Genomic DNA, 20,890 nt, shown 5'->3' with positions numbered 1-20,890 from the left:
TGTGTATTAAATGTGGAGAGGGCTTTGAAAAACTGTTGTTCTGGCCAACATCGGCATTTTCGCAGAATCGAAATCCTCATTTATGAGATATAAACTGCGGTTTCGAATCCGATCAAGGGTTGAACTTGACCAAAACTGCTGGTTTTTCAAAGCCCTCTGTGGAATAAAAATATTAACAGAAAGATATCCTTTTATACGATGGTACCACTGACACAATCCTTAGCATCCGAATCCACCTCTGTCACAGACGGGCGGGAGGCGGTATCGAATACCCGCAGGTGGGTATATCCCGCAGTACTGGCTGTCAGCTTACTGCTGGCAAGTTGTACCTCCATGAAAACAGCCGAAGACCGGGCACTGCTCCCCTACGTTGAAAATAACAAAATCGGGTTTATCGATTCCACGCTTACGACCCAGATTCATCCCCATTTCAAGTTCATCTCAGACAGCAACTGGCCGTACGAGTTTTCCGAAGGACGGGCAGCGATAAACATACTGGGTCGGGTCGGCTACCTCGATCAACGTGGTAAGCTTGTTATTGAACCCGCCTTTGATGCCGGTTACAGCTTCTCGGAAGGACTGGCGCGCGTGACCGTCAACGGGAAATCCGGATATGTTGACAAGTCCGGGGAGTACCGGATCCCGCCCAGATTTGTCCATGCCGGTAATTTCAGTGCGGGTCGGGCTCCTGTGCAACTCAATAAAGATGGTCGATGGGGCTATATAAATAAAGAGGGAGAAATTGTAATTGAACCTCAGTTCCTGTACGCCGGCACATTCAACAACGGCCTTGCACGAGTGCAAACCCCGGGACACCAGGAATGGGGATATATAAATCCCGATGGGGCGTTCGTCGTTGAACCGCAGTATCCCCGGGCCCATCCATTTTCTGAAGGGCTGGCCGCAGTGGAGATGGAGTTCAAGCAGTTCGGCTATATAGATACGCTGGGCCGGGTTGCCATCGAATCGAAATTCCTGAAAGCGGGCCCCTTTTCCGAGGGTAAGGCAGCGGTTGCCCTGCCGTTGTCTGCCGACAATCTCGATGCCTACAAGTTCGGCTACATAAACCGGCGGGGCACATTCATTGTCGAGCCCTCATATGACCAGGCGTTTCGGTTCAAAAACGGGATCGCACGCATCAAAATAGGGGATCAATTTGGATATATAGATGAACACGGGGAAAAAATCATAGAACCGATTTTTGATCATGCGTGGGATTTCAGGTTGGGCCTCGGCTTGGTTAAAACGGGGAACAAATATGCCTACATTAACAAAAAAGGGCTTTTTGCGCTTGAGCCTAAAAATTAAAGCGAAATCTCCGGCCAGCTACAATAATAAAAACCGGGTGGTATAAGACTATATTTAAATTGCCCATTTCTTTATATTTGGCTAATCTAAACGTTCATAAAACTTGCAGTCTCGAAGTAGAATACACATGATGTTGAAAGAAGAAAAAACCGTAGCCCCCGAAGTAGCCAACCCCAAAGACTGGTCTCCCACTTCCTGGCAGAATTTTCCCATTAAACAGCTGCCGGAATACCCGGATCAACAAGAGCTGGAAGCTGCTTACGAGGAGCTGCGCTCCCTGCCCCCGCTGATTACTTCATGGGAAATTGAAGCCCTGAAAAACAAATTGGCCGATGTGGCTGCCGGCAACGGATTTCTGCTGCAGGGGGGCGACTGTGCCGAAACGTTTGCCGACTGCAAATCCCCAAAAATCGTGAATCTGCTGAAGGTGCTCCTGCAGATGAGCTTTATCCTGATCCATGAAACCGGGGTACCGGTGGTTCGCATCGGTCGGGTTGCCGGTCAATATGCCAAGCCGCGATCCAGTGATTACGAAATTGTGGATGGCAAGAAAATCATGAACTACCGCGGCGACCTTATCAACAGCTTCAAGCCGGATGCGGAAGCACGGAAGCCCGATCCCCAGCGGCTGCTGGAGGGCTATCAAAAAGCATCGCTGACGCTCAACTTCCTCCGGGCGCTCGCCGACGAGGGTTTTGCCGACCTGCACCACCCCGAGTACTGGGAGCTGGATTTCATGAAGCAGAACAAATACTACAAGGAGTACGAAACGATGGTCAACTCCATCCAAAAGGCCGTAAGCTTCATGGAGTCGATCACGCCCAACGATTTCAATACCCTTCAAAAAATCAATATTTATACCTCACACGAGGCTCTGAACCTGTATTATGATTCCGCCCAAACGCGCAGGGTACCGCGCCGTGAAGGATTCTACAACCTGAGCAGCCACATGGTATGGCTCGGCAACCGAACCCGCGATATTGACGGAGCCCATGTGGAATATTTCCGCGGCATCCGCAACCCGATCGGGATTAAGGTGGGACCGCCGTTTGAAGTTGACGAGACCCTGCGACTGATTGAGAAGCTGAATCCCGTGCATGAAGCAGGTAAAATTGTATTGATCAGCCGTTTTGGTGTAAACAACGTACAAGAGCAGCTGCCGGAGTTCATTCAGGCGGTCAAGCGGGAGGGATTCCCCGCAGTTTGGATCTGTGATCCAATGCACGGCAACACCTTTTCAACCGACAACAACGTTAAAACCCGCAACTTTGATGACATCATCAAAGAACTGCGGCAGACTTTTGCGATCCATCGCGATCAGGGCACCTACCTCGGCGGGGCGCACCTCGAGCTGACGGGCGACAACGTGACCGAATGTGTCGGCGGTGCCAAGGGACTGCACGAAGGAGAGCTTCACCGAAATTACGAGACCTACTGCGATCCGCGCCTCAACTATGAACAGAGCCTTGAGATGGCCTTTCTGCTTGCCAAAGAGTGGAAAGAAAGCTACAAGCGGTAGTTTCGTTGTTCGGTTCGTTACTGGATTATTTCTTATTAGGGTTTTCGAGGGCTTTGCAAAACCGTTGTTTTGGCCAATATCGGCATTTTCGCGGATTCTATATCCTCATTAATGAGATATAAACTGCGGTTCCGAATCCGCTCAGGGATTAATCCTGACCAAAACTCCTGGTTTTCATAGTCCTCGTTTTCCTGAACGTGGGTTATCCCGAGTTCCGAATCCCGCTATTTCAAATTTCTAAGCCCATCGTTAGCTCGATGGGCTTTTTTCAACTCTTACGTCCCCACCATAACAAAATGACTCATAACCGGCCGATTGGGTATTCATTGTTGAGGCCAGGAAAATTCTGAGAGCAGCCGGCAGTAGTACTTCCCAAATCACTACTAACCAGGCCACTCTGAACTTTTTACAGCTCTTCTGCCGCTTTGGCCAGCTAATTGATGACAACTTTTTCCTTTTTCACGTACACCTGAAAAAAACACAGGAGCTTATTGGCTGTTTGTCATGATTTTTGGCGCTCAACCCCTCTGGCATATCGCTTGCATTTATAAAAGTGAGTTTTTGAAAGATGAAAAATTTAATCAAAATAACATTGTGGAGGTACTATTATGACACTCATAAGATATAACCGGCCAAACAAAGATCTCTTTTCAAAAAACTTTTCCGATATCATGGATGAATTTTTCAATGATGTCGTCAACCAGCGCAACAATAGCTTTGTTCCGGGTATCGATATCTCCGAGACCGACGACAGTTTTGAAGTCAGCGTAGAACTGCCCGGCATGGAGAAAAAGGATATCGATATCAGCCTGGACAACAACCGGCTGACCATCAGTGGCGAACGGAAGTTCGAGGAAGAGAAAGAGGGAAAAACCTATCACCGTGTAGAAACCCGGTATGGTTCTTTCAACCGTTCCTTCCAGCTTCCCGACAATGTGGATGAAGACAGCATCAACGCCACCTACAAAAACGGTTTGCTAAATATCAGTATCAAGAAAACGGAAGATAAAGTGAAGAAACAGATTGAAATTCACTAACGACCCGTATCCCTTATAGATCCCGACAGCTGATAACACATCCATACAATCTGCCGGGGTTGCAATGAAATGCAACTCCGGCTTTTCATTTTTCAACATCAGCAAGTACAATAATCCGCTTTCCATGACTGTTAAAGGATCTGGAACATAAAACCGTTTTTCAAAAGTATTAATTATTCCAAAAATGGAGTTTCTCATGAAACACTCAAATAAATCATTCCTTGCGATTATAATACTGGCGCTGGTTTTGGTGGGGTTTTACACGGTAGATTTCCGGGGATCCGACCAGGCGTCGATCATTAGCCTGCCCGACTTTGACACCCAGGTGCAGCCTTCGCAGGATCAACCGATCAATAACCTCAAAGATCTGAATGACGCAATTGTCAATATTGCGGAAAAAACGAAACCGGCGGTTGTGACGATCTTTACGACCCAGACCGTTGAAGCTCCTCAAAATCCCCTGTTTCGTTTCTTTGGAGATCCCCGGGGAGGCGGGAGCCAGGAACGTGAAGTCAGCGGACTCGGCTCCGGCGTAGTCGTATCAGAAGATGGATACATCCTCACCAACAACCACGTGGTGGAGGGGGCCGAGGATATACGGGTTGGAACCCTTGACGGCCATGAGCTCGAAGCTGAAATTGTGGGCACCGATCCCATGACCGACATAGCCGTACTTAAAATAAATGCCGAGAATCTGCCCGAAATCGAATTTGGAAACAGCGACAACCTGCGTGTCGGTGAATTTGTCATGGCGATCGGAAGTCCATTTGGGGACAATCTCGCTCACTCGGTCTCCTTCGGCATTGTCTCCGGCAAGGGGCGCACCATAGGACTGGCCCAGCGTACGGGAGGATATGAAAACTTTATCCAGACAGACGCCGCCATCAACCCCGGCAACTCCGGCGGGGCCCTGATCAACCTCGATGGTCAGCTCGTGGGTGTTAACACCGCCATCGCATCCCGGTCCGGCGGCAACCAGGGCGTGGGATTTGCCATTCCCGCTAACCTGGCACAGAATATTATGGACCAGCTTATTGAAACCGGTGAAGTGCAACGCGGATACCTGGGTATAACCGGTGACGGAGTGGATCGCACCATGGCCCGTGCACTGGGACTTGAAAAACCGCAGGGCGTAATTGTCGGCGGCGTTGTGGATGGCGGTCCTGCCTCGGAGGCCGGCCTCCAAGAGGGCGATGTCATCACAACCCTGGATGGGGAAGCCGTTGACGGCTGGTTCTCATTCCGCACGGAGATAGCCAGCAAACGGCCGGGAACTGAAGTTGAATTTGGTGTAATCCGCGATGGCGAAGAGCTCGATATAACTGTAACACTCGGTCAACTGCCGGACGATCTGAGGGCCTCCGCCGGTCCAAGCCAGCAAGGCGCGCCGGACCGTAACCTGCAGGAGCGCGTGGGCTTTAGTGTGCAAACCCTGACTCCCCAAATTGCGGAAGAGCTGCAGATCGATCCAAATCAAAACGGAGTTGTGGTAACTAACATCCGGCGAAACAGCGATGCATACCGGCAGGGGCTTCGTGAGGGAGATGTTATTACCAGTATCGCCAAAGAACCGGTACAAAATGTGAGCGACTTCAATGACATTATGAGTCAACTCGTTGAGGAGGAAAACCAGGTCGTCCTTATGCGCATCTTGCGGGGAGGAAACGGATTATTCATCGCTTTTGAATTGTAACGAAGAACCTACCTCATCATGATCCCTGGCCCCCGGTCTATCCCGCCGGGGGTTTTTTATGGATATGTCAACCTGACTATTTTTCCGCTTGGTATTGCCAATTAGTTATTTTCTGAAGACTGGCATCCATTTTGCTCATATTATAAATAGCAATGAATTTGGACAACTGAGCCCGATCCACATGGAATACAAAGATTATTATGACATATTGGGAGTAAGTCGGAACGCTTCCCAGGATGAAATCAAGAAGGCGTATCGTAAAAAGGCGGCAAAATTTCACCCTGACAAAAATCCTGATGATCCCTCTGCAGAAGATAAATTCAAAGAGGTGGGGGAAGCCTATGAAGTTCTAAAAGACCCTGAAAAACGTAAACTCTATGACAAAGCCGGTAAAGACTGGAAAAGATATCAGCGTTCCGGCGGTTCTGCTGACGATTTTGACTGGTCTCGTTACGCGCGGCAAGGGGGCGGCGGTCAGGGCCAATCCTACCGTGTCAATTTTGACATGGATGACCTTTTTGGCGGCCGGGCCCGGCAAGGCCAAGGCCGGGGAAGCAGCGGGGGGAGCCCGTTTTCCAGCTTCTTCGAGAGTCTCTTTGGGGGAGGAAATCCATTTGCAGAAGCCCAGCAGCAGGGACAAGCCGGCTCCCAAACCTATCGCGGACAATCGCGAGCCGGCACGCGGCAAAACCGACAGAAATCAACCAAAAAAAATGTCACCGCTACTGTAACCATCACGCTTAAAGAGGCGTTTGAGGGCTCGAGCCGCACCGTGCGTATCGGGAATGAAAAAATGAAAATAAAAATCCCCCCGGGAATAAAAGACGGTCAAAAGCTAAAAGTCAGTGGCAGGGGCAGCTCCAGTGTACGCGGCGGCCAACGTGGAGACTTTTACCTCAAGATACATATCAAGGAGCCTAAAGACTTCAAACGCAAAGGCGATGACATCTACCACGATCACCCGGTTGATCTCAGTACAGCGGTGTTGGGAGGCGAAACAAGGGTGTCTACGCTCAATGGAAAAGTAAAGCTTAAAATCCCCGCCGGAACACAGAGCGGGGACCTGTTCCGCATCCCCAATATGGGCATGCCCAAATTCAAAAATGAATCCGAAAAAGGAGACTTTTTCGTGCGTGCCATGGTCCAGGTTCCTGAAAATCTAAGCAAGGAGGAAAAAGAGCTGTTTAAAAAGTTTGCAGAGAAAACATCGGGATAAGGTGCAGGTGCCAGAATCGACATTTCCAAAGGTATGCGGATTCAGCGATAGTATCGCCTGCTAACGATTCTTGAGAGTGTGATCGCGGTAATTAAGGTAGAGGGAAATGCAAAATGCCGCCAAGAAAGAGATACCGGTGGCCCAGTCAACCAGCAGGGGACTTACATCCCAGCCGGTAAACAGGTCCACCAAAAACTTGATATACGAGTTTGGCATATCATAATGGCCGAGCTCCCGCCGAACCAGCCAGTGCCAGTGGGTACATGGGCAGTAGCCGAAGCCGTACCAAATCCCCAGGACAATCCAGGAAAAAGCTGTCAGCGAGAGCGTCAGGAAATTCAGCCAGCGCGTTTTTTTCCATATCCAGCCAAACAAATTGAATAACACCAGCAGGGTATGAAAAATAATAAAAAACAGGTCCAGAAATTGATACATCCCGGCTTCTGAAATTATTGTTAGAATTATTCATAAAGACTTACCATCGGGTAAAAAAATAGAGATATTATCTCCCAAATCGGAACACTCTTTATCGAATAAATTACACCATATGAACGCACTAGTAATAATATGTTCATTGCTCTTTACCGTGAACGGCTCTTTGTCAGAAAAGTGGGGGAAAACCGGCCATCGCGTAGTTGGTGATATCGCTGAACAGTACCTTACCCCCGGGGCACAAAAAGAGATTGCCGACATTCTGGGACACGAGTCGCTCGCCATGGCCAGCACCTGGATGGACGAGATTCGGTCAGACCCGCAATATGATCACACCCACGACTGGCACTGGGTGACCATTCCCGACGGGCAGAACTATGCGGAAACCGAAAAAAATCCCGATGGCGACCTGATCAAGGCGCTCCGTGATATTATTGCTGATTTAAAAGAAGGAGCGTTATCCCCAGACGTGGAGGCTGAAAAACTAAAAATGCTTGTTCATCTGGTAGGTGACATCCACCAGCCGCTGCATGTGGGTACGGGTAAAGACCGCGGCGGAAATGATGTGGACCTCGAATGGTTTTGGGAATACTCTAACCTGCACCGGGTGTGGGACAGCGAAATGATCGACGACTCCAAACTGAGTTTTACCGAGCTCTCCAACAGCGTGAATCATCCCACCAAAGAGGAGCTTCGACAATGGCAGTCTTCTGGTATCCTCGACTGGGCACGGGAGTCGATGGAGCTGCGGGATGAGGTCTACGATCTGCCCGGCGACAGGGAACTGGGCTATGAATACACCTACAAGAATTTCAGTATCGTGGAAAAGCGACTGCTCCAGGCCGGGGTCCGGTTGGCGGCGGTCCTCAATGATATTTACGGAAACCAGGGAAATATCGACTCGAGGAACAAGGAATACTGAATGTCGAAGGGTCGCACTTCATCATTCGATATTCGATATTCATGATTCAAACACTTTTTCCATCGCCTGCTGGTGGATGGTCATCGCCTCTTCACCCCAGAGCACAAACCGGATCAGGTTCACGGAAGAAAGTCCTTCGCCCACCCGGTCGGAAATTGTGCTGAAAGCGACAAACGCGGCGTCCCGCATCGGGTAACCGAACGCACCCGTTGAGATCGAGGGAAAAGCCACGCTGCTGATCTCATTCTCCTCGGCCCGGTCCAGGGCGTGCCTGTAGCAATTTGCCAGCAGCTTCTCTTCCGGCTTGTCCCGGCCGTAGACCGGTCCCAGGCAGTGAATCACGTATTCGTTGGGCAGATGATGACCGCCGGTGATGACCGCTTCCCCCGGGTCGATCGGGGCCAGCGGCCGGGTCTCCTCGGCCAGGCCGGGTCCCGCCGCGCGATGGATCGCCCCGGCTACCCCGCCCCCGATTCGCAGTTGTGCATTGGCCGCGTTTACGACCGCCTCAATATCATCCTGCTTTGCTATGTCTCCGCGCTTCAGCTCAATCGTAACTCCGGAAATCACTGTTTTATCCATAACGATTGGAAAATTTTGTTCCGGTTATCACTGTTTAGTACAAACAAGGATGGCAGTTGATTGGAAAATTCCCTGCAAATTTCTTACTTGTTATAAGAATTAAATCAAAAAATCATGGAACAAGCAACAGTAACCAGCAAAGGTCAGATCACCATCCCCAAAAGGATCAGGGAAAAGCTAAACCTAAAAGCGGGGGATAACGTTAATTTTATAGTTGACAGTGATGATGTCATCAAGATACAAACTCAGAAAAAAATATCGAAAGCTTGCGAGGCATTTTGCACCGACCTGACCAAGAATCGCTTTCAATAGAAGAAATGGAAAAGGGAGTTACAGAATATCTAAAAAAGAAGTATAGCAAATGAAGATCGGACTCGACACCAACATTCTTGTTCGATACCTCACTGAAGATGATCCTGAACAGGCTGACCGAGTCCAGGAACTGTTCGATTCCTACAAAAGTGAAGCCACATTCATAATAAATGAAGTGATATTAGCCGAATTAGATTGGGTGCTGACCAGTGTTTATGGATATTCTCGAAAGGAATTTCTAATGGTTATTGAACAAATATTTGAGACCAAGCACATCTCTTTTAGTCAGCCGACTGTAGTAAAAAAAGCCATCAGAGAATACGCCTCCAGTAGTGCTGACTTTTTGGATTGCTATATTGGTATTCTAAATAAGAAAATGGATACAAAAATCACTTTCACCTTCGACAAAGCCGCCTCCAATCTGGCACATTTTTCCCTCCTCCAGTAACAGTTAGACAGGATTCCCCTGACAAGGCGCTACCTGATTTTCCCGCTTTCCCCAAAACGGCATACCTGGTTAATTAATTCTGCAATAACGTCATATTTGCAAAATCGGTATGGTATTGGCAACAGTTAAGAGTAGAAAATAAAAAGACGTTAACCTCAATATTCCCTGCTATGAATTTCAACAAATTTACGTTAAAGGCGCAGGAGGCCGTTCAGAACGCGCTTGACCTGGCCTCCGGCAAGAACCACCAGGCCGTGGAACCGAGCCATATTCTCCTGGCCCTGCTGAATGATTCGGAGAACGTGGTAAATACGATACTCAACAAGCTGGGCGTTCGCGCACCCCAGTTAAAAACCGACCTCGAACAGCGGATCGATAAGCTGCCGGTCGTCAAGGGAGCGTCGGTCTCGGGGCAGTATCTCTCGAACAACGCCAAAGAACTTTTTGACAAAGCCCAGGAATCGGCGGATGATCTCGGGGACGAATATATCAGCTCCGAACACGTGCTGATCGGCATGCTCGAGTCCAGCGGAGAGGCCGGCAACCTGCTGAGACAGCAGGGCGTCAAAAAGGATGATGTACTTAAAATATTACAAGATGTCCGCGGCTCTCAGAAAGTGGACGACCCCAATGCCGAAAGCCGCTACAACGCGCTGGAGAAATACGGTCGCGACCTGAACGAGATGGCCGAAAAGAACAAGCTGGATCCCGTCATTGGGCGCGACCAGGAAATCAGGCGCATCATGCAGATCCTCTCGCGCCGCACCAAGAACAACCCGGTGCTTATCGGGGAACCCGGTGTCGGTAAAACGGCCATCGCCGAGGGACTCGCGCTTCGTATCAACCGGGGCGACGTGCCCGAAAGTCTTAAAAGCAAGCGCATTGTGGCGCTTGACATGGGTGCGCTGGTGGCCGGCACCAAATTCCGCGGTGAATTTGAAGAACGCCTGAAAGCGGTGGTCAAGGAAGTGATCGACTCCGACGGCGAACTTATCCTCTTTATCGATGAAATCCACACGCTCGTCGGCGGAGGGTCGGCCGAGGGATCGCTGGATGCCGCCAACATCCTGAAACCGTCGCTGGCCCGCGGTGAGCTGCACGCCATCGGGGCCACCACCCTGGATGAATACCGAAAACATATAGAGAAAGACCGCGCGCTGGAGCGCCGCATGCAGAAAGTGCTGATCAACGAGCCCACGGTGGAAGATACCGTTTCCATCCTCCGGGGACTGCAGGAGCGCTATGAGCTGCATCACGGGGTCAAAATCCGGGATGAGGCGCTGGTAGCAGCCGCAGAACTTTCTCACCGGTACATCAGCGACCGGTTTCTGCCGGACAAGGCGATCGACCTTATCGACGAGGCCGCCTCCCGGCTGCGCCTGGAGATAGACTCGATGCCGGAAGAGCTCGACCAGGTTGAACGGCAGATACGCCAGCTCGAAATAGAGCGCGAGGGACTGAAACGCGACAAGAACGAGGAAAAAATACAGAATATTGAAAAAGAGCTGGCCGACCTGGAAGAAAAGCGCAACACCATGCGGAACCAGTGGGATACCGAGCGCGAACTGATCCAGAAGACGCGCGACCTGAAAGAGGCGATCGATACCTCCCGCAACCAGGCCGAAAAGGCCGAGCGGGAAGGCAACTACGAAAAAGTCGCTGAACTTCGCTATGGCACAATTAAACAACTGGAAAAAGACCTCGAGGATACCAAGAAACAGCTCGATGAGGTCCAGGAAGGTCGTGCCATGCTCAAGGAGGAGGTTGAGTATGAGGATATCGCCGATATCGTTTCGCGGTGGACCGGCATCCCGGTCAGCAAGATGCTGCAGAGCGAGCGGCAAAAACTTATTCACCTCGAAGAAGAGCTCCACAAACGGGTGGTCGGGCAGGACCCCGCCATCGAAACGGTTTCCAATGCCGTTCGGCGTTCGCGCGCCGGACTCCAGGACGCCCAGCGACCGATCGGATCGTTCTTCTTCCTTGGCTCTACGGGCGTCGGGAAGACGGAACTGGCCCGTTCACTGGCCAACTTCCTCTTCAACGATGAGGACGCCATGGTGCGCATCGACATGAGCGAGTATATGGAGCGTCACAGCGTCAGTCGCCTGGTCGGAGCTCCTCCCGGCTACGTGGGATACGACGAAGGCGGGCAGCTCACCGAAGCGGTGCGGCGCAAACCGTACTCCGTCATCCTGCTGGATGAAATCGAGAAGGCGCATGCCGATGTGTTCAACATGCTGCTTCAGGTGCTGGATGAGGGCCGCCTGACCGACAACAAGGGTGTCACGGTCGACTTCACCAACACTATCATTATAATGACCAGCAACATCGGTTCGCACCTGATCCAGGACAAAATTGAGGAAACCGGCGGCGCATTTACGGAAGAGGTGTACAACGAGTTGCAGGACCAACTGATGGATCAGTTGAAAAAGTCGATCCGCCCCGAATTCCTGAACCGCGTAGATGATATCATCGTATTCCACCCGCTCAACAAAGAGCATATACGGGAAATCGTGGATATCCAGCTCAAGCGGGTCTTCGAAATGCTTGCAAAGAAAAATGTCAGGCTCTCGATTTCAGATCCCGTCAAAGACTGGCTGGCCGAACGCGGTTATGACCCGGTGTACGGCGCCCGTCCGCTCAAGCGGTTGATACAGCGCAAAATTGTGGACAAGCTTGCCACAGAGCTGATCAAGCGGGAAGAAGAGGAGGTAACGCAGTTCGAGGCTACGCTCAGCAAAAATGGCGAAGAGATCGAATTTGCTGAAGTCTACGATGATGTTGAAGCTTGGGCTGATTAACAGCGTCCAAACGGCCTGTCAGTGTGAAAACCTGGCAGACCTTTACGCTGATACCGAATATTTGGCGTACGAGGGGTTGCCCCTTCACTTTTTGGGCAGACAATTTTTACCACAACCCGATCACAAGACCGGCCACTGCAAATCCCGCCAGATGATAGCCCCCGTCGATGGCAAACAGCCTCAGCGACATATCGTTATAGATGCCGTTCACGCCCACTGTAGTCAACACAAATCCGGCACCGGCGGCCAATCCTACGGACAATCCCTGCATCGCAGTGGTTGCATCCAGGGCTGCCATAAACAAGCCAAGTGATATTCCCACAATACCCTGCAGTATAAGAGAGTACAGAAAATTAATCGGTTCCGGAGGTTCAGGGTGTTCCCCCATTCCTTTTTCCCGCATCCACGCTTTGCCAAACAGCGGACCGTACCAGAGCCACCCGGTCATGAAGTACGCTATACCCCCAACCAGTGCCGCCCAGATATTGAGCTGCGAAAATAATGCTCCCATCCTTTTCTCCTTTGTAATTCCCGTTTATTGAAATAGTATAGAGAAAAAATGGGAGATCAAAAATCAGGGTCACAAGTGATGTCAGGCCTGGAGTTCGCAGTAACAGCCTGGATAACGGATCGAAAGAGAGGTAAACACAAAATATTGAACAGGGAATATAAAATTACGAAGGGGAAATCCTCCATCATTCAACATTCCCCGCTCTGAAGTTCGATATTCTACACCAGGTTTTCGGGGTTCAACCCCTGCAGGTCTTTGGTAATAAACTTTCGGCCTTCTCGCACTTTTTCCCCATCCAGGTACACATCAGCACCGATGCAGACCAGGTCCCAGTGGATACTACTGTCGTTGCCGTTGGGAGCTTCCTCGTAATCGTTGCCCAGCGTCAGGTGATTTGAGCCGTAGATTTTTTCATCAAAGAGAATATCGTACATCGGGCGCTCTATAATCGGATTGAGTCCAAAGCTGAACTCCCCGAACTGTCGCGCTCCGGCATCGGTATCCAGGATCTCTTCCAGCTTTTCATTATCCGATGAGTCAAAATCGACCACAACTCCGTCACGCACCTCCAGCTTCACAAACTCAAACGGCTTACCCTGATATACCGATGGTGCATAGGTTATATGTCCCTCAACGGATGAGAGAACCGGAGAAGAGAAAAGCTCCCCATCCGGGATATTGCGCTTCCCGTAGCAGGGGATCCAGTTTTGTCCCTTTACGGAAAACTCGATATCAGTGCCCTCCCCTTTCAATCGAATCATGTCGGTTTTGCGGAGTCGCTCTTCCAGCGGCTTCATTGCCTCATGGAGCTGGCTGTAATCCAGCAGGCAGGCATCATAATAAAATTCGCGAAATTTATGGGTGGGCATTCGGGCATTCATCGCAAACGCCTCCGAGGGATAGCGCAGCACCACCCAGTTGGTGTTTTTAACACGTTCCTCAAAATGGACCGGTTTCTGGAAATAATCGGAGTAGGCCTTGTTGGCTTTTTTGCTCACATCGGCCTGTTCGTAGATGTTTAGGGAGGCACGAACGCCAACAAACGCATCCATCTCTTTCATCAGGGGCAGCTGATCGACCTTTGCCTGGCTTTCCCAGAACTCTTTATCTCCCCGCTCCACCAGCATTCGTTGAATTTCGGTATCTTCGATCCGAACAAACGGGTTTACATTCATATCCCGCGCCTCGGCGACCAGTGCCCGCAGCAGGCCGATGCCGTTCAAACCGACAAGCTGGAGCATCACATTTTGGCCCTCTTCCAGCTCGCAGCTAAAATGGAGTATCTTTCGGGCTAGTTGTTGATCTTCGTTAGTGTACATAGTCATTATTACATATTTCGTGTTGTGTATTTCTGTTTAACAAATGCCAAAGCTTTCGGGGGGGGTCGACTGAACTTCGACCTGTATAATTCGACATCTCCTTTCGCACTACTTGGTTGTCACAATATCCAAATCCCGGGTTGGTAAACACTACTTTGCACCTGCAGGTTCACCGGTCCCTTTCCAATGACTAAATTTAATACGAAATACGTACTACGCCATACTTCTAATAGTCATAATTCCACCGAAGGTCGAGGCCGGTCTGGCTGTCGCTACCCTGGGTTATGATCAGCTTTAAATCCTTCTTTAACAAATACTCAAGGATAAAAACCGTATCCGGTGTAGAGCCGGTTATTTCATTTTGGATCGCAAAAAACACCCGGGGGTTCAGATACCAACCGGTTTTAATGGACGTACCCGAATTTGTACCGCTCCGGGTATTGTCGATCTGCACCACATCGATCCCCAGCCGCTGCGTGGCCAGGGTTTCCACCTTGTCAAGCAGTACATCCATCGCCACGTCGGCCGCACTGATGTTGCTGCCTGAGTTGGCGACCACCTGTTTCCAGGGGTCCAGCGACATAAACGGCTTGCCGAACAGGGTGTAACTGATGATATCCTCGAGCCCCATTTCAGGCTCGCTTTCATACTTGAACAGGGGATCTTCCACCCTTCCCTCAATGATATACCATATCTGTACATCCCCCAGTTCCTGCTGGGGCGGCTCAAACAGGTGCCGGATGTTCAGTTGCGGATTGGCGGGGGTTCCATCAAATGTGATCACACCCTCCTCCAGCTGAAACCGCTTGCCCAGGGGACGTGCATAGCCGCTTGAGGCTTCCAGCGTCCCAAAAAGCTCCAGGTCATCCCCCCGGTCTTTGACAAGATCGACCTGCCCGTCGAGCTCATATTCGAGATCAAGATAGCGCTGGTTCCGTACATAAAACCGCCGGTTAAAGGAGACATCCATATTCAGGCTCAGGGAATCGTATTGTGCGTAGGCACTGTAATTTTCGGAGGCAGAGTCAGCGTCGAGCTCAACCGTCTCAACCGATTTTTCACCGAAATTCTGAAGATAGATGTACCCGCTTACGAAACTTAATTCACCTTTTACATCGGGCTTCGCCAGGGTACCGCCAAGCTGTGTATCCATGTCAATAATGGCACTGTACTCAGCAGTATTGGCAATGCGAAAGTTTTCAGCTGCCATTTCTAGGTCCAGTGTCCCCGGCTGAAGTTCGTCGAAATTCATCGTTCCGCCGGCGGTAAAGGTGCCGTTCCCGCTCCGTGCCTGCATCTTTTCAACCTGTACCCGGTTACCGTTAAAATTAATGACCGACTCGATCTCCGATATTTTTACACCCGCTTCCACAATCCGGACCGCCCCCTCACGGAAATCCAGCTGTCCCCGGGCCGAGAGCCCGCTCAGCGGACCTGTAATCGATACATTACCATCCAGCAGCCCCTGCACCTCACGGATTTCGGTTCGGTCAACAAAATCGTTCAGTGACGCCAAATTGAACTGATTGGTAGTAATATCCACCTGGACTGAATCATCCTGATCCGGCAATACGAGATTGAAATCCTTCAGGTCCAGGTAGGCCGGAACGGAAGCGGAAATTTCAGCCGCTTTCTGGCTGAGTGAAGTGACAGAGCCATTTACCATAAAAGTCCGGTCTGCATGATTATAATCCAGTGTGGCCTGTATTGAATCGACTGCAACGCCAGATATGGACGCCTCTTTCATGCGGAACGTGGCATCAATCTCCGGTTTGCCGGCCGTGCCGCGGAGTTGGCCGCTTAGAAGCATCGTGCCTGAACTGTTGGTTATCCCGGCATCTGTCAACATCTGCTGAAAACGATTGGCTGACAGCTCCTTCGTTTCCAGGAACCCGAACACTTCTTCTTCAAAAAACGAGGATCCAAACGCATTGGGATCTCCCAGCTTAAACGGCACCCGGAGCTGTCCCCGGGCCAGCCGTTCGTCGCCATCGTATAGCAGGAGCCCTCCCTCCAGCCGTTCGTTTTGAATTTGATATCGCAGCGCGAGCGAATCGAGGGCGGTGCCCTCGTAAACCAAATCCTCGATTTGCAGGTCTCCCGATGAAGACAACATGGTATCCTGCCGTTCAATAAAAATTCGTCCGGACAGCATTCCTTCAAAATAGGCATCGTTCAGCAACGTATTCTGGATAACGGTCAAATTCAGGTTGCGCCCCATCAGGTACCCGCGCTGAACGGTGGAATCGGCATGGGGAATCGCAGCCTCCAGCAATGCCCCGTCATCTGACTCGATCCGCATTGTATCCATGTGAAAGCTATGCTCCCGGACCAGCAAGTCAAACGGGGAAGAGAGCTGCAGCCTCCGTACATCACTGATAATCTCCAGTTCCATCGTATGTATCCGGGCTTGTTCCGGGGAAAATGCATACGTGGCGGCATGCTGTATGCGGTTTTCACTGGGGCTGCTGAACATGAGCTGCAAGCTACCATAGGTGGAATCCGGGGTTACTTTACCCCGCACGGTTGTACCAACATCACGAAGAACCACCGAGTTTATAACCGGGTTGCTGAGATCCAGGTTTAAGACAAATTCCGGCTCTTCAACAAGGAGGACCTCCACACTCCCCCGGATCCCGTCAGAGGTAAGGGTTTCACCATAAACAACGTCCTCAAAATCTATCGCCCCGCTGAACTGCAGTTCATCTTCATATACCGGCTGCAGTTTTCCCGAAATTGAACCGCGGGACTGCAGCGTTCCCACATCGGCCAGGGCCGCAAAAGTTTGCAGGTCCTTGACCTGGAAATCCAGGTCCACCCTGTTTTCGATATCGTACCACTCCTTCAGGTGGAAGCGGCCGCCAAAGCTGCCGTCTGCAATGGCACTCAGCAGCGTGCCATTGCTAACCTCTGCCACGGTGTCACGTACCTGAATTTCAGCGTCCAGCCTTTCAATATATTCCTGGTTTACAACGGAAGAATCGATCCTAATGGATGAGGTGAGCTGTACCTGTTCCGGCGTTATATATTTACCTTTCCCCGTAATTTGCGCATTTATCGCTGTAGGCAGCTCTTCCAGCCCTTTGCACTCCGCCAGGTTCAGACGGTTGATATTGAGTTCATATTCATACTCGGGCGCCTCCAGGTAGTTATTGACCTCAGCCCGGAGGTTTAATTCACTCTCCTTCAACCTGATCCTTGAGCGGCTGGTAAAACGGCTGCCGTTTACCTGCCCGTTTAGAGAAGCAACCGCCAGCTGCTGGCCACCAATGACACTTTCCTTGAAATCCAGCCGGTAATCCCAGTATCGCTGGTCAGGCAGATAGCCAACTCCATCAATATTCGCCGACAGGTTGATGGTTCCCGCATAGGCAGAATCCCGCATCCAGTACTCCGGCTGCACATTGTGCATATTGATCGCCGTACTAAATTCCGGCTTTTCATTCCATATCCGTGTTGCCTCCATGCCGACCTGCATGCGTTCTTTTTCCCGGCTTGCGTTCACACTGGCCTTGAGGCGGTCGTGCCGGAGCGAATAATCCCCGGAAAACCGGTCAATTTGGAAGTCTCCCTGCCGTATATCCCGTGCGGAAAAAGTCCCTTCAAGCGTACCCTGCCTTATCTCGCCGAAATCCACCAGGCCGTCCAGGCTAACGTGCAGATCCTTCATACGGGGGTAGGTCGTATCCGCAAAAAGGGTGGCCAGATCCAGCTCTTCGGCATTAAGCCGCGCATGATGCAGTTCAAGCGACTCGTTCCATTGGAAACCGGTTGTAAGTTCCAGCTGTTGCAGCCCCCCAGTTTCAGCAGTCACTCCCACCTCAAACGCGCGGAACGTTCCGCTCAGGTTAAGGTCGAGCTGCAGATTTTGTTGAAGGGGAAACGATTCCAGGTAGACCGACAGGTCTCTCCAAGAGAGGGGAACGGCCGAAAAGTTCAGGGAAGTAGTCGAATCGGCGGTATTGACTTCTGCACTCGATTCCAGCACAGACCGACCCGTACCTACAACCAGGCTTTCCAAGGTTATCTGCGGACCCTCAATCCGGCCGGCAGAGCGTATTTGAACCGGCGATAACCGGGTTTCATCAACTCGGAACGACAGCTCCCGCAGCTGCAGCTCATACCCCTCCGGCAGAAATCCGAATCCCCCTTCTGTCAAAAAATCTCGTACGGCAACAACTGAATCTGCGCCCAATGAACGAAGCCGTCCCTCCAGGGCGCCACCAGTAATGGAAAAGTGCTCAACACTAAAGAAGAACGGGGATGAAGTGGTATCATCTTCTGCTGCGGTCGTGTCTTTGAGCAAGTGCTCCAGGTTAAAACTGCCATCTTGCTGCTCAATCACAGAAACCAACGGCTGGTGCACCCCGATCTGATCGATCCGGAACACGGAATTGAAGTAACTCAGCACCTGGTAGCGAACGGAGAGCGTGTCAACGCTCAGCACGGTATCTGTCGGCGTAACCAGCTGGATATCCTCGAATGTCACCTGTTTCCAAAGGTCGCCCTTCAAACTTCCGATGCGCAACTCGCCGTCAAGCATCTCACCTGAAACCTGCAGAATCTGGTTGCGCACAAGCTCATGCACCACACTGCTTTTCAGGGACAGACGGGCTGCAATAACCATTAACAGAAACGCGGCCACCACGAGCCAGGGCCACCGCCGGTTTTGCGTATCGGTATGTTGTTTCTGCCGTTCTTCCATCAAAACGCCTGCCCCACACTAAAATGTATCCCGATGCGATCAAAATTGTTGCCGTAGTCGGTCCCCCCGTATAGGTTCAGATCCTCGTCAGTGGGATTCAGCTTGTATCCCACGTCAATCCGGATCGGCCCTATCGGCGAGCTGTAGCGCAGTCCCCCGCCGAGAGCAAATTGTATCGGTCGGTCCCCTACGGTGCTCATCCTCCGCCACACCTGTCCCCCATCCACGAATACCGCTATTCCAAACCCGTTGATAAATGTGTTGAGCTGTTGTCGAATTTCCAGGTTGAACCCAAGCTGCGCCTGTCCGCCGGTGGGTGCATATCCCTGAAACGCACCAGTGCTGTCAAAACGGGCCCGCTTGGGTCCCAGTTCATTTCGCCCCCATCCCCTGATTGAGCTGGTTCCACCGAGATAATAGCGGATATTCTGGGGAAGAGAATCCTGAGCCACATTCGAGATCCCCCCCAGCTGAAGTCGGGTGGCCAGGGTGGTGGAGCTGCTTATCCTGGTGAACCGGCGCAGGTCGACCGAAAATTTTTGAAAGGAGAAAGCAGCGCCCCCGAACAGTCCCGAAAATTCGGCATAGGGCTGCACGACCCACCCTTGCTGCCCGCGGCTGGTAAAACCGGGGCTGTAATACCCGCTCAGTTGGAAAGAAGAGAGGTCGTATTCAAAAGAGGTGTCCGGCAGGGCTTCATCAAACTGTTCAGAGAGCTCCAGATTGCGCGTAAACTGGTAGGAGGCCGTTCCCGTGAGGTCTTCCCGGTAGCGATAGATAAAACTGTTGGTGATACCGCCGTGAAAAAGTTCGTAGATTCTCCTTTCCAAGATATGCTGGGCAAAGGGTGAAAATACCATGCTGCTTTTGGTATTGAAGATATAGGGCAGCAGATAGTCCAGGTTAAGAGACTGTTCAATAAATGAAGCGCGGCCGGTTGCGGTAAACCGGTGGCCGCGATGAAACAGGTTGCGGTGGGTCCAGCTGGCTTGCCCGCGCAGCAGATCCTCGGTTCCCACGCCCCCCAGGAATTGTACGGAACGGAGCGGGTATTCCCGGAGATTAATATCTACCCTCAGGGTAGAATCGTGCTGCTGTTCCGGGACGTTGATCGTGGCAAAACGGAACAGGTGATGATTGAAGATCTCGCGTTGCGCCTGCTGCAGCTGATCCTGCGAAAATCGCTCTGTCTTCTTCAGAGCGGCTTCCCTCACCACGTAATTTTCTGATACCGTCTTGTTTCCTGTCACATTTATTTCGTCAAAGTAGGTTTCGGGGCCCGGCACAAGCTCAATTGTCACCGAAGCTGCGGTTTGCAGGCTGTCGACATTGGCAATGATATTGACATCAGCAAAAGCAAAGCCGAGATTTTTGAGCAGATCTGTAAACATACCGATAATCTCGGGTTCCCTGATGGTTTGATAGCGCCTTCCCGGCTGAAACTCGTGGCGCTGACGGGCCTGTCGATAGCTCCGGCTGGATGTGATATATTCCCGCTCCCGATCCTCCGCCACAACCCGGTAATCCACCTCCCGGATCGTAATCGGTGTATTCTCCTCTATCACATAACGGACCACCCGCTTCCAGTCTTTCTTTCCTGTTTCTATTTGGTGACGCACGCGCACCCCGGGAAATCCGCGCCGTTCATAATAGCGCCGTATCCTGATTACATCACGCAGAATCTCCTCTTCGTTGACCTCATGGCCGCCCCGTTTCCAAAACGATATTTTTTCCCACGTCGTCGGTCCTTCCGTGGCAATAATCTGTTTGATAACGATATCCGAGAATGTCTTATTACCATCAATTTCGACGGCCCAAACCTGGGGGTCCATCACATCCGCGCCGGGGTCCGCCTCATCCTGGAAAGCAAATACGGCTGATGCCGAAAAAAACATGACTCCCAAAAGAACCCAAACGCCCCTGCAGACGATTATATGTAGCTGGTGTATTTTCAACTATTCGGTGAATTGCACAATTCTGTTGCAGAAACCTGCATAAATAAAATCAAAAAATTAAGTATACGACAAACGTTCTAACACACAAAAAGGAATTGGTTGCGCAAAAGCAAAAATGTGTATTAGT

Annotated in this window: 15 protein-coding genes; 9 read left to right on the top strand and 6 right to left on the bottom strand. The window is 51.0% G+C overall.

Annotation, left to right across the window (positions count from 1 at the left end):
- Positions 1-198: 198 nt before the first annotated feature.
- The 5 genes from ACG2E4_RS03755 to ACG2E4_RS03735 all read left to right on the top strand — a co-directional run bounded on the left by ACG2E4_RS03755 (position 199) and on the right by ACG2E4_RS03735 (position 6,773).
- Positions 199-1,308, top strand: a complete 1,110-nt coding sequence (locus tag ACG2E4_RS03755) for a WG repeat-containing protein (RefSeq protein ID WP_395275746.1) — start codon at positions 199-201, stop codon at positions 1,306-1,308.
- Between the two features lie 130 nt (positions 1,309-1,438).
- Positions 1,439-2,827 carry a class II 3-deoxy-7-phosphoheptulonate synthase gene (locus ACG2E4_RS03750; protein WP_395261260.1) on the top strand — a complete coding sequence of 463 codons (1,389 nt, stop codon included), beginning with the start codon at positions 1,439-1,441 and terminating at the stop codon, positions 2,825-2,827.
- Positions 2,828-3,435: 608 nt separating this feature from the next.
- Complete coding sequence (locus tag ACG2E4_RS03745) at positions 3,436-3,864, top strand: Hsp20/alpha crystallin family protein (RefSeq protein WP_395261196.1); 429 nt, start codon at positions 3,436-3,438, stop codon at positions 3,862-3,864.
- A 196-nt stretch (positions 3,865-4,060) separates the two neighbouring features.
- A complete protein-coding gene (locus tag ACG2E4_RS03740; protein WP_395261198.1) occupies positions 4,061-5,557 on the top strand; it encodes a Do family serine endopeptidase in 1,497 nt (498 codons plus the stop codon).
- Positions 5,558-5,738: 181 nt separating this feature from the next.
- Positions 5,739-6,773: a DnaJ C-terminal domain-containing protein gene (locus ACG2E4_RS03735; protein WP_395261199.1), complete on the top strand. Its 1,035-nt coding sequence runs from the start codon at positions 5,739-5,741 to the stop codon at positions 6,771-6,773.
- A 60-nt stretch (positions 6,774-6,833) separates the two neighbouring features.
- Here ACG2E4_RS03735 and ACG2E4_RS03730 read toward each other — a convergent pair whose 3' ends face one another.
- Complete coding sequence (locus tag ACG2E4_RS03730) at positions 6,834-7,208, bottom strand: DUF2784 domain-containing protein (protein ID WP_395261201.1); 375 nt, start codon at positions 7,206-7,208, stop codon at positions 6,834-6,836.
- 112 nt (positions 7,209-7,320) lie between these two features.
- On the opposite strand from ACG2E4_RS03730, the gene ACG2E4_RS03725 reads away from it, so the two are divergent.
- Positions 7,321-8,127, top strand: coding sequence for a S1/P1 nuclease (locus ACG2E4_RS03725; protein ID WP_395261203.1), 807 nt, complete (start codon positions 7,321-7,323; stop codon positions 8,125-8,127).
- A 39-nt stretch (positions 8,128-8,166) separates the two neighbouring features.
- Here ACG2E4_RS03725 and ACG2E4_RS03720 read toward each other — a convergent pair whose 3' ends face one another.
- Positions 8,167-8,709 carry a macro domain-containing protein gene (locus ACG2E4_RS03720; RefSeq protein ID WP_395261205.1) on the bottom strand — a complete coding sequence of 181 codons (543 nt, stop codon included), beginning with the start codon at positions 8,707-8,709 and terminating at the stop codon, positions 8,167-8,169.
- Between the two features lie 114 nt (positions 8,710-8,823).
- On the opposite strand from ACG2E4_RS03720, the gene ACG2E4_RS03715 reads away from it, so the two are divergent.
- From ACG2E4_RS03715 to clpB, 3 genes are all read left to right on the top strand, one after another.
- Positions 8,824-9,021 carry an AbrB/MazE/SpoVT family DNA-binding domain-containing protein gene (locus ACG2E4_RS03715; protein WP_395261207.1) on the top strand — a complete coding sequence of 66 codons (198 nt, stop codon included), beginning with the start codon at positions 8,824-8,826 and terminating at the stop codon, positions 9,019-9,021.
- Positions 9,022-9,070: 49 nt separating this feature from the next.
- Positions 9,071-9,469: a PIN domain-containing protein gene (locus ACG2E4_RS03710; RefSeq protein ID WP_395261208.1), complete on the top strand. Its 399-nt coding sequence runs from the start codon at positions 9,071-9,073 to the stop codon at positions 9,467-9,469.
- Positions 9,470-9,639: 170 nt separating this feature from the next.
- Positions 9,640-12,273, top strand: a complete 2,634-nt coding sequence (gene clpB, locus ACG2E4_RS03705) for an ATP-dependent chaperone ClpB (RefSeq protein ID WP_395275745.1) — start codon at positions 9,640-9,642, stop codon at positions 12,271-12,273.
- A 106-nt stretch (positions 12,274-12,379) separates the two neighbouring features.
- On the opposite strand, the gene ACG2E4_RS03700 is transcribed toward clpB, so the two are convergent.
- The 4 genes from ACG2E4_RS03700 to ACG2E4_RS03685 all read right to left on the bottom strand — a co-directional run bounded on the left by ACG2E4_RS03700 (position 12,380) and on the right by ACG2E4_RS03685 (position 20,703).
- The gene (locus tag ACG2E4_RS03700; RefSeq protein ID WP_395261212.1) at positions 12,380-12,784 is read right to left on the bottom strand and encodes a DUF1761 domain-containing protein; all 405 of its coding nucleotides are present in this window, start codon (positions 12,782-12,784) and stop codon (positions 12,380-12,382) included.
- A gap of 218 nt (positions 12,785-13,002) precedes the next feature.
- Complete coding sequence (locus tag ACG2E4_RS03695; RefSeq protein ID WP_395275744.1) at positions 13,003-14,103, bottom strand: aminopeptidase; 1,101 nt, start codon at positions 14,101-14,103, stop codon at positions 13,003-13,005.
- A gap of 226 nt (positions 14,104-14,329) precedes the next feature.
- Positions 14,330-18,808, bottom strand: coding sequence for a translocation/assembly module TamB domain-containing protein (locus ACG2E4_RS03690; protein WP_395275743.1), 4,479 nt, complete (start codon positions 18,806-18,808; stop codon positions 14,330-14,332).
- Positions 18,808-20,703, bottom strand: coding sequence for an outer membrane protein assembly factor (locus ACG2E4_RS03685; RefSeq protein WP_395261218.1), 1,896 nt, complete (start codon positions 20,701-20,703; stop codon positions 18,808-18,810). Before ACG2E4_RS03685 ends, ACG2E4_RS03690 begins: the two co-directional genes overlap by 1 nt.
- Between the last annotated feature and the right edge of the window lie 187 nt (positions 20,704-20,890).

This window comes from Halalkalibaculum sp. DA384, from assembly GCF_043951955.1.
Taxonomy (GTDB): Bacteria; Bacteroidota; Rhodothermia; order Balneolales; family Balneolaceae; genus JAMQKA01.
This window is presented reverse-complemented; position numbering and strand designations above follow the sequence as displayed.